The sequence below is a fragment of the Streptomyces sp. NPDC058964 genome (assembly GCF_042741275.1).
Lineage (GTDB): Bacteria > Actinomycetota > Actinomycetes > Streptomycetales > Streptomycetaceae > Streptomyces.
This window is the reverse complement of sequence record NZ_JBHYKH010000353.1, coordinates 1-9,515: the sequence shown is the minus strand read 5'-3', so window position 1 is coordinate 9,515 and position 9,515 is coordinate 1. Positions and strand designations below refer to the sequence as shown.

11 protein-coding genes and 3 pseudogenes are annotated in these 9,515 nt (G+C 68.0%); 5 read left to right on the top strand and 9 right to left on the bottom strand.

Annotated elements, in window-relative coordinates:
* A partial coding sequence (locus ACFW2E_RS32620) for a hypothetical protein (RefSeq protein WP_384471205.1) occupies nt 1-627 on the bottom strand: 627 nt, incomplete at its 3' end.
* Between ACFW2E_RS32620 and ACFW2E_RS32615 the strand changes: the two are divergent.
* Both ACFW2E_RS32615 and ACFW2E_RS32610 read left to right on the top strand, forming a co-directional pair.
* Nucleotides 592-1,224, top strand: a pseudogene (locus ACFW2E_RS32615) (branched-chain amino acid ABC transporter substrate-binding protein); the annotation flags it as partial. The gene ACFW2E_RS32620 and the pseudogene ACFW2E_RS32615 sit on opposite strands and share 36 nt — an antisense overlap.
* Before the next feature lie 577 nt (nt 1,225-1,801).
* Nucleotides 1,802-1,966, top strand: a complete 165-nt coding sequence (locus ACFW2E_RS32610; RefSeq protein WP_384471203.1) for a hypothetical protein — start codon at nt 1,802-1,804, stop codon at nt 1,964-1,966.
* A 610-nt stretch (nt 1,967-2,576) separates the two neighbouring features.
* Here ACFW2E_RS32610 and ACFW2E_RS32605 read toward each other — a convergent pair.
* Both ACFW2E_RS32605 and ACFW2E_RS32600 read right to left on the bottom strand, forming a co-directional pair.
* Nucleotides 2,577-2,948: a DUF6234 family protein gene (locus ACFW2E_RS32605; RefSeq protein ID WP_384471200.1), complete on the bottom strand. Its 372-nt coding sequence runs from the start codon at nt 2,946-2,948 to the stop codon at nt 2,577-2,579.
* A 475-nt stretch (nt 2,949-3,423) separates the two neighbouring features.
* A complete protein-coding gene (locus ACFW2E_RS32600) occupies nt 3,424-3,651 on the bottom strand; it encodes a hypothetical protein (protein ID WP_384471197.1) in 228 nt (75 codons plus the stop codon).
* 624 nt (nt 3,652-4,275) lie between these two features.
* Here ACFW2E_RS32600 and ACFW2E_RS32595 point away from each other — a divergent pair.
* A pseudogene (locus ACFW2E_RS32595) lies at nt 4,276-4,595 on the top strand (lamin tail domain-containing protein); the annotation flags it as partial.
* A gap of 844 nt (nt 4,596-5,439) precedes the next feature.
* Nucleotides 5,440-6,042 carry a hypothetical protein gene (locus tag ACFW2E_RS32590; RefSeq protein ID WP_384471194.1) on the top strand — a complete coding sequence of 201 codons (603 nt, stop codon included), beginning with the start codon at nt 5,440-5,442 and terminating at the stop codon, nt 6,040-6,042.
* Nucleotides 6,043-6,110: 68 nt separating this feature from the next.
* Here ACFW2E_RS32590 and ACFW2E_RS32585 read toward each other — a convergent pair whose 3' ends face one another.
* The 6 genes and pseudogenes from ACFW2E_RS32585 to ACFW2E_RS32560 form a co-directional block, all read right to left on the bottom strand.
* Entirely contained in the window at nt 6,111-6,284 is a 174-nt protein-coding gene (locus ACFW2E_RS32585; RefSeq protein ID WP_384471192.1) for a hypothetical protein, read from the bottom strand.
* Entirely contained in the window at nt 6,275-6,904 is a 630-nt protein-coding gene (locus ACFW2E_RS32580) for a YncE family protein (RefSeq protein WP_384471189.1), read from the bottom strand. The genes ACFW2E_RS32585 and ACFW2E_RS32580 overlap by 10 nt, the downstream gene beginning before the upstream one ends.
* Nucleotides 6,905-6,926: 22 nt before the next feature.
* Nucleotides 6,927-7,145 (bottom strand): hypothetical protein, encoded by a 219-nt coding sequence (locus tag ACFW2E_RS32575; RefSeq protein ID WP_384471207.1) that lies wholly within the window; start codon nt 7,143-7,145, stop codon nt 6,927-6,929.
* 55 nt (nt 7,146-7,200) lie between these two features.
* Nucleotides 7,201-7,410, bottom strand: a pseudogene (locus ACFW2E_RS32570) (VOC family protein); the annotation flags it as partial.
* 165 nt (nt 7,411-7,575) lie between these two features.
* Nucleotides 7,576-7,773, bottom strand: a complete 198-nt coding sequence (locus ACFW2E_RS32565) for an SDR family oxidoreductase (RefSeq protein WP_384471186.1) — start codon at nt 7,771-7,773, stop codon at nt 7,576-7,578.
* 296 nt (nt 7,774-8,069) lie between these two features.
* Entirely contained in the window at nt 8,070-8,669 is a 600-nt protein-coding gene (locus tag ACFW2E_RS32560; protein WP_384471183.1) for a cation transporter, read from the bottom strand.
* Nucleotides 8,670-8,920: 251 nt separating this feature from the next.
* Here ACFW2E_RS32560 and ACFW2E_RS32555 point away from each other — a divergent pair, with 251 nt between their 5' ends.
* Entirely contained in the window at nt 8,921-9,337 is a 417-nt protein-coding gene (locus ACFW2E_RS32555; protein WP_384471180.1) for a peptidase, read from the top strand.
* The last annotated feature ends 178 nt before the right edge of the window (nt 9,338-9,515 follow it).

Here is a 9,515-nt window from a genome sequence, read left to right as displayed (position 1 = left end):
GTCCAGGTCCCACTCGGCGTACCAGTGGGTGTTGTTGAGCCAGGGTCGCGGCGGCACTTTGCCGCCTACGGCCACCAGGTAGAACGTGAACTTGATGTTGCCCAGCGAGCGCCAGTCCGCCACGTTCGTGTTGGCGCCCGCCCGTCCGGCGGCCGCGTTGTCGTACGTCGTCATGACCTCCTGGAAGGACGGCTTCACGTTCGGGTCCGTACCCGTGTAGTGGCGGATCGTCCACTTCTGGTCGCGCAGACTCTTCGACTGGGTCTTCAGGACGCTGGAGATCCTGTGCTTCTTGATATCCTTGATGTGGGAGAGCATGTCGAAGTCCTGCTGCCCCTCGCCGGGCGGGAACTGCTGCTGGGTCATGTACTGCATCAGCTCCCAGGCGTCGTCCTTGGAGTGCCCCGACGCCTCCAGTGCGGCAACCATCTCGCTCGGGGTCTTGGCGGAACGCAGCGCCTCGTCCCCGGCTCGCTGCACCGGGGCGTCCCACAGCCCCGTGCTGCGCTGCACGGCCTCGTCCCGCTCGTCCGAACCGGCCGCGACCGCCCGCTGCGCCACCACGGACGGGGCGGGGGCGGCCCCCCCCCCCACGGCGCCGGCCTGGCCGCTACCTTCTCCGCCCACTTCAAGAAGCTCGGCGGCACGGTGGTCGGCAACGACCACGTCAACCCCGACGCCAAGGACTTCTCGGCCGTCGCCACCAAGATCAAGAACTCGGGTGCGGACGTCGTCTACTACGGTGGGGAGTACCCGGCGGCCGGCCCGCTCAGCGCACAGGTCAAGAAGACGGGCGCTGCGATCCCGCTCATCGGCGGCGACGCGATCTACAGCGACGAGTACCTCAAGCTCACCGGCCCGCGCGGCGACGGCGACCTGGCCACCTCGGTCGGTGCGCCCGTCGAGAGCCTGCCCTCCGCGAAGAAGTTCATCGCGGACTACAGGGCGGCCGGGTACAAGGAGGCGTACGGAGCCTACGGCGGCTTCTCCTACGACTCCGCCTGGGCGATCATCCAGGCAGTGAAGACCGTGGCCAAAGACGGAAAGCTGCCCTCCGACGCCCGCGCCAAGGTCACCGAGGCCCTGCAGAAGGTCACCTTCGACGGGGTCATGGGCAAGGTCTCCTTCGACGAGTACGGCGACGCCACCAACAAGCAGCTCACCGTCTACAAGGTCAAGGGCGGTGCCTGGAAGGCCGAGACCACCGGCACGTTCACCGGCTGACCGAACCCGGTCAGTGGGCGAGCCACGGGCGACCCGGCACGTTTCGTCCTTCCGGGCATGCGGCGGCCGTTCGCCCGCGACGACACGAGGCCGGGATGCCCCGTCCCGCATGGGAGGAGCAACCCGGCCTCGCCGGCACTGCGCCTGCGGGTCGCGCTGGATCTCCTCCAACGACCGCCCGGCGAAGGGGACCTGGAACACCTGGTGTGGCTGATCCACGTCGACGGACAAGGCTCCGGGTCCGGTGGCCGACGCGTAAGACATTTCCTCACGGTCTCACCGGTCGAGACGGCCCGCGGGTAACGGCGGCAGGCCGCCCCGATGGCTCGGCGTGTCAAGACTTCGCCCACACGGGCCATGAACAGCTGGGTACACCGCGGGCCGGAAAAGCCGGGGGGCTGGAGCTGCTCCACGAAACCACCAGTTCTCTCGGGCCGCCTCCATTAGCCTGACTGGTTGTTCGCGCGCTGTGCGGCGCTCGTGGCCAAGGAGGCCGTGCTTCTGTGGTGGCACTGCGGGAGCACGATCCGGAACGGTCGGGGACTACCGGCTGCTCGGTCGGCTGGGCGAGGGCGGGATGGGCGTGGTGTATTTCGCCCGTTCGTCGCGGGGCCGGATGGTGGCGGTGAAGTCGATTCGCGCCGAGCTGGCGGCGGTCACTGACTTCCGGACTCGGTTTGCCCACGAGATCACCATGGCACAGCAGGTCGACGGGGACTGGAAGCGAGGCAAGTCGACCTGATCGAAAGTCTTCGCGGTCCAGGCCCGACAGGGCGTCGTCCATCGGATTGGGACGGCACCGGTACGCACCCTCGCGGCTGCGGCGCCGTCAGGCATGGATGTCGTCGCGCCACAGACGCGCGTGATCTGGCACCAGTTCTGCTTGAAGACATCGAGTTCGATCCCGTTCACAGCCTTCGGCTCACACGGACTGGAGCGAGCTGGTGCCGGTGCTCCAGGCCGCGAGTCTGGAGGGGCACGGCTATGCCTGGGAAGGACGTCGCACGACTTCTCGTGACCCGGCACCTGCCCGATGCGGCGGACCAGTTGCAGCACGATTCCGAGTCGGGGGTGTTCGCCGTGTACTCGTCGAACCGCGAGGGTCCTTGAAGTCCTGGGCGTCCTCATGCGCGATCTGTATCGATCGGCGGAGCGGTTGGATACCTTCCTGGCCTCGGTCGATCCGGTGCTGTTTGACGACTGATCCACGATCTGCTCAACTCCCCCCACTCAGCCCGGCTCCTCTTCTGTCCGCCGTCGACCCCCATCCCCTGGAGCGGGCGGTGGTTCTTGAGCGTCTGCCATCGAACGCTGACCGACTGGCCGAGGTTGATGCCGCGTTCCGTAGCAGCTCATGGGGTCGGAGGAGGGGCGTTACAGACCAGGCCCGAGTGACAGGCGTCCCGATAGGAGGACTCGTAGGCGCGTTCACCACGCGCCTTCACGCCCGTCAGGATCCCGCAGATGGCAACGGACAGCACGAGCTGACTGATGGCGACCGTGCGCACCCCGCGGGCCCCGGCTACGGCAGCGGCAACCAGGGCGGCGGCCGGTACGAATACGGCCTTCTGCAGGTAGGGGCCCGGCGGGGCGCCATAGTGCTGCGGGTCCCAGGACCAATAGGACGAAGCCCAGGACAGCCAGATCAAGGCAAGGACTGCCAGTTCGACGACGGCCAGGGCCGCGGCTGTGCCCCGACCAGTTCGCTTGGTGTCTGTACTCACTCAGAGACAGTCGCTCGGGCAGGCGCGCGGTGTCATGAGTGTCCGTACTCAAACGCAAGCGATGGCAGCCAGGAGCAGTCCTCAAAGCTCCGTGGCAGGGGGGCGATGATCAGTGGCACAGGACAACAGGGCAGGGGAGCGTGGTGAGTATCGACGACGTCCCGCGCTCCCTCGGCGCTGACCGGGCCGCGCTCGCCCCGGCCCCGTCCTGGTGGCCGGGCGGGAAGCGTCCGCGCGGCTCGCCCCGCCCCCGCCGCCGTGCCGGCTGGGCCAGCCTCAGGGCACGCGTCGCTTTGCGCCGCGCTGCAAGGCCGCCGTGGGGCAGGCATCCGAACCGGAAGACGTTGAGGTCGACAAGCAACGGCTCGGCGTCGCAGAGGCGTTGATCCGCTGGGCGCGGCCACCAGAACCGATGATGCGGCGAAGGAGCGTACGCAAACGTTTGCCCCGGGTGCGGGAGGGTGCGGCTGTCTTGTCACTGGCTGCGCTTGGCGTTCCAGACCAGGATGGCCACGATTGCGACGATCAGGATGAGGACCCATAGCCAGACGTCGGCGCCGCCGCCGGATCCGGAGCTCCCGTAGTGGTGGTAGCCGCTGGAATAGCCGCTGTGATGGCTGCTGTGGTAGCCGCCGCGGCCGCGGCCCAGGGCGAGTACGTCGGTGGACGAGAAGGGCCTTGGGGCAGTGACAGGCATGCTCATAACCGGGACTTTAGGTGAGCATTACATGGCGTGAGCATGCTCGTTGCGCGCCTGTGACGAAACCTCCGCTCCCTCGGCACACGCGGCGTCAGTCCGCCCCGAATGTCCGGCCGGTTGGCGGATCACGACCCTCGACGCCAGAGCCCCGCGTTTTCACCTCCATCAGCGGTGGATAATGACGCGCTGCCGTCTGCGGACACCGGACGTATCGTCCCTCTTACGGGTGATGCCAGCTGCAACTGGTCCGGTATTGGAGCTGCCGGAGCTGCCCTCTCGTCGCTGCCGGTTCTGCTGTCCGGCGCCATCGGCAGTCGGTACGGCGTGCTCGACGCAGCTGCTGCCCTGCACGGTGTCAGCCGACAGGGACCGGTCGGGTACGTACCGGCGCGGTCCTGAATGCCAGCGCAGGCCCGGGCTGAAGCAGCTTCGGGCAGCCACGGAGATCACCGGTCGGTGTTGCAGGGGGAGGTGAAGCGTACAGCTCGCGGCGCTGAGCGGGATCTCCCAACGGATCGCTACGCCCTGAGCTCGAGTTCTGCTGCAAGCTGCAAGCTGCAAGCTGCAAGCCGCAAGCTGCAAGCCCTGTCAGCGCACATGAGCGTGAGGTGATCACCGACTCCTGCTGACTCGCCGGGCCGGGACGACCGCTCCAACCGCTCCCTGAACAAAGAGTGGGTGGACATCTCCAACACCACCCGCCGGGCCGTGAACCTGGGCGGGTGGACGCTGTCGGACGAGGACGGTTACACCTACACCTTCCGCCACTTCCGCCTGGACGGCCGCGCGACCGTCCGTGTCCACAACGGTGAGGGCCGTGGCCGGGACACGGACGTGTTCCAGGACCGGCGCCACTGCGCAACGACCACGGGCGGTTCGTGGACGACGCTTCCTGGGGCCGCCACCATCGTGACGGCGACGACCGCCACGACGGCGACGACCGCCACGACCGCCACGACGGCGGCGGCCGGCACGGCGGCGGTGACCACCGCGGCGGTGGGGACGTGGCGGCCTCCGTCGCTGACGGGCGTGCGGGTGCCTTCAGTCGGTAACCCCGGCAGCCGCATTTCGGCACCCGTGCAGGCGGTGTGCTCCACCTGGTGCGAGAGGCGGGGCGCACCACCGCTTCCCGGTGTCTGCGCTGGGTTCCTGTTTTTGGCCCGTCGCCTTTCCCCGCGGCGGCGGGCCGCCTGTGGGGGATCAGGGCCGGACGGTTCAGGGCCGGACGTAGGTCTGTAGTACACCGGCCCGTCGACGGTGAAACCCTGGGCGCTCGCAGCGCCGCTCGTACGAGCCGGCCGCCCCTGCAGCGCGGGGCACGACGATTCCCCGCAGCAACCCATTGCGAGGCCCGGCCATACGTACCGCTGGGGCCGGTCGCCCCAGGTGGCGTCCACGAGGTTCCAGCGGCCCGGCTTGGCGCCCTCAACGAAGCGCAGGCTGTTGCCGTCGGCAACCAGCGGCTTTCCGGTCTCGCGGTCCCTCTGCCAGATCTGGTAGTAGTCGCCCATGTCGTAGAAGGTGACCGGGGCGCCCTTCGAGCCGACCGGCTTCACCCACCCGTTGCTGGAGTCGACGCACTTGCCCCTGCTGGTGACACGTGGAGCGCCGCCCCGAGAGGCGGCGCTCTGCTTGACAGGCGGTGCTCAGTCATCCCGTACGTCCTGAGTGAGCTCTTTCGAACCTGAACTCTGCGAGAAACGGACTGACAGGGGCCCGTGATGGGCGAGACTCCGGCCGCGCGTGATCACGTGGAGACTCCGTCCGGGCTGCTGCAGTAGGTTCGGCGCCATGCCGATGACGCAACGGCCGCTGGACAGCGACCTGGTGGACCGCATGATCTCCCTCGCGGACCTGCCGTGGAGCCGTCGGGCGCACGAGGAGGCCTTCGTACGCAACGGCTGGCACATGGAGGGGGACGACGGCGAGATCGTCGTCGGATGGTTGGACGTGTGGCCGATCGCCGGGGAGGAGGGTGTGGACGACTGGTGGCTGCTGCTCGGACATTGGCCGGGCTGCCAGGAGGGGCCTGACGTCGTGTGTGAGCACCGGGAGTGCCGTGCGGACTGCTCCGTGCTCATGCCGTTCGCCTACTTCGCGGACCCCGACAGTCCCGAGGAATGGGAGCGGGTACAGGGTCCGTTCTTCGCCCGCGCCGACTGCCTGCCGCAGGCGTCGGCGGCGGACTTCGAGGCCGAGTACCGACGGGCGGGGGAGCTGTTGCGGGCGCGGCTGGGCGAGCCGCTCACGACACCCCCGTACCGGCCGGACGGCGCCGAGAGGTTCGAGGTGTGGGAGCGGGGCGGGTCCTGGGTGGTGCTGCTGATGGAGCCCGACCCGGTCTCGTACCGCGCCTACGACCAGGCGGCCGTGGAGGTCCGTCCCCGGATGTGAGTGCACTCGTCATGATTGAGCATTCAACCAGCTTGTGCCCGATAAGGTGGCATGCTGAACCGGAGAGCCTAGGTGTCCGGGGAGAGGACGGCCAGTTGGCCGTTGTCGGCGCGCCCCGCCTGGTCGGTGCGCGCCAGGCCGACGAGGATTCGCCCGTCTGGCGCGACGCGGACCGGGCAGCCGGGTGCGTCGAGCGGGATGCGGTCAACCACGTCGTCGGTGGCGGTGTCGATCACTGGCATGGTGGCCGTGGGGCGGCTTGTGACACCGCTGTCGTAGTGCAGTGCCATGCCCGCCACATAGGCCCGCCCTCCGTCCGGCGAAGTGGCAACCTCTTCAGCGCCATAGGGGGCGGGTATGGCCCGGTGAGTTCACAACGGACCAGATCAAGGACAGAGATGAAGGAGGTCCCCTTGTTGGTGGCGTATCCCTTCCGGCCGTCGGGTGTGATCGCGAACCAGTGAGGTCCTCGGGCGCCGACCTCGATCCGCCCGGTCGGCTTGCGAGTGATCGTGTCCAGCGCGATGACCGCGCCCCCGCCTGCGGGGCCAGCCTCAACGGTGGCGTAGAGGCGGTGTCCGCCGGCGTCTAGGGCGAGGCCGTGAGGTGCTTCCTCTGGTGCGAGCGAGATGACGTCGACGAGTCCTTGGCGGAACGGGTCGATGACGGAGATCCAGTGGGTTTTCTCGCCCGGGTTCGTGTAGACGCCAGAGCGGTAGGTGTGGGAGACATACAGCAGGTTGGCTGCCCCGTCGGCGATGAGTTCGTGCTGCTGGGCGGGCACCGTGAGGTCGCCCATCGGCTCGTAGGCAAGGCCGTCGAATAAGCGGTCGGCCTCACCGGTCGAGGTGACGACGGCCATCACGGGCCGCCTGCCAGCGGGACTATTCATCACTGCTCACCGCGGCGCTCGGCCGGTCGATGAATTCGATGACCTCGTCATTGGGTCCGTACACGAAGGCCGCCTGGAAGGTCATGGGGGCATCGCCTGCGGTTGTGATGGTGACTGGTGCACCCATTGGGCGGGCGCCCGCCCTGAGCGCCCCCTGGAACAGTGCGGGGACGTCGTTGGTGCGGACGGTGAAGTGGACCAGTGCGGTCACCCGGCCCCGCGGCGTCGCTGGGACGCCTCGCGGGGTCCAGGGGCTGCGGGGAACCGCCCGGTGGGGTCGACACGGCATCGAACAACTCGATGAGCCGGTCGTCGCCGGCGTTGAGGAAGACGGCTCGGTGCACCGCTCCCGGCACGCTCCACCCCTTGACGAAACGGAACCCCAGGCCACGGGTGTAGAAGTCCACCGAGGCGCCGAGATCGTAGGCGCGGATGGCTATGTGGCCCAGTCCTCGATTAAGGGTCTTGATGGTCATGTGCATTGACCCACCGGGTGTGGAAGGTGCCGGGGCGGTTGGTGCGCTACTGCCGCGATCGGCTGTTGCCGTCGGCTACCGCACGGTCACCGGCACTTCGTGTCCTAAGCGGGACACCCGGCGGCGCGGGAAGGGAGACGGCCCCACTGGGGATGCCGTTGCGCCTCACGGGGTGAGGGAAGTGAGGGTGCCTCCTTCGACCTTCAGCGCCGCGCCAGTAGTGGCCGAGGCCCGGTCGGAGCTGGTGAAGAGGATGAGATCGGCCACCTCGGAGGGCTGGATCAGCCGCCGGATCAGGGACGTCGGACGGAACCGTGGATGTGCAGGGCTGGAGGAAACCGAGAACTCCTGGCAGCCGTGCACGGGCGGATGGTGACGTGCCGAACCGTTACGGCGCGTCGTACCTGCTCGTGGCGCTCTGCACGGGGCGGATAACCGCCCTGCCGGAGCCGAGGTCAACAGAGCTGGCCCGGAGGACAAGTTGGAGCTCCCGCTCCTGTTGCACATGTCGCTGTGACGGATGGAAGAGCTCGCCCCATGCCTCAGCAGTGGATGCTCCGCCGCCAGCCGACCCACGTAAAGAGGATCAATGAACTGCCGCCCTCCGGGATCTTCACCATCGAAGGCCGTAAAGCACCACGCGAACGCGACGATCGGACTCAGTGATCGCCGAAGAAGATCTCCCGCACCTCTCGGATCGCGTAGTACACCAGCACATAGCCGGCGGCCGGGTCCGCCCACCACAGGTCGGCGAGAGCGTTGAGGACCAGGCCGATCAGCACTGCGGCGGCCAGCAGACCGTCGATCAGGGTGACCCGGCCCTCCGTCGTCAGTACCGGGTTGGCGAGGGCGGCGCCGGTGCGGGCCTTGCCGAACGCCAGGAAGAACATCACCACCGCGGTTGCCGCGGTCCACGCAATCCCCAGCGGTGAGTGATGTGGCCGGAAGCCGCTGATCAGTACCCACGTCGACTGCATCAGCAGATACACCGCCAGCAGCGCGAAACCGACACCAATCAGCCGCAGGGCACGACGCTGCCGTTCCTCACCAGTGCCGCGAAGCTCCCAGATCACCACCGTCGAGGCGCCGATCTCGATCAGGGAATCCAGGCCGAAACCGGCCAATGCCACCGAGTTTGCCGCAACTGCCGCGACGGCTAGCACCATGATGCCGATCAGGTTCCAGCCCAACGTCACGTACTCAAGCACCAAGCCCCGGCGCAGCGGAGCCTGGCGGGAGGTCTCGTTCACGTCACTCACCAGGCGAGTCTCTCAGCTGTGCCGCAGGGCCAGCAGCCCGGGCCAACTCCCTGATCGTTAGGGAGACGCCGGAAGCAAGCACAAGCGAGTCGTGTGCGCGGCGAAAGATTGGCGCTCTGCTGGTCTTCCTCTCTCTGTTTGCTGGGCTGTCTCTCAACTGCGTGTTCCTAGGGTCGTTGTCGTCCCCCGGAGGTCCGGCTCTACAGACTTCCGAACCCGCTAGTGATCCCCCAGTGTTTGGAGACACCCTGATGCGTGCTCTGCCCCGTCGTGCCCTGCTTGCCGCTCCGTCCGCCGTGCTGATGTTCGCGCTGGTCGCCTGCGGCGACGGGTCCGACTCCGATTCCGGCAGCTCGAAGGCCGCGGACACTCAGCAGTCGGCTCAGAGCGCGGGCGGTGCCGATGCGGCGGGTGAAGCCGCTGGCGACACCGATGACGAGACCGAGCCGCCGCTGACCGGTGACATCAAGCAGAAGGCCGAGGCCGCCGCGATCGCCGCGTACCCGGGCACCGTCGTGAAGTCCGAAGAGGACGCGGAGAAGCCCGGCATGTACGCGGTGGAGGTAAAGCAGAAGGACGGCACCTCTGTCGAGGTCTACCTCGACAAGTCCTTCAAGGTCACCGACACCAAGAAGGAGGGCACCGAGGAGACCGAGGACGCCAGTTGACGGACGCGGCCTGAGCTGCCGGAAGGGACAAGCAGTGCCGACCGAACCCGAGCACATCTCAGCGCCCCGCGCGGGCATGGATGAGACGGCGATCCTGCCTACGGCGCCGGACGCGCAGGCACCGGGCGGCTACGGTGGCCGCTTCGCGGACGACGCCTTCGACTACCCTTCGGCCGCG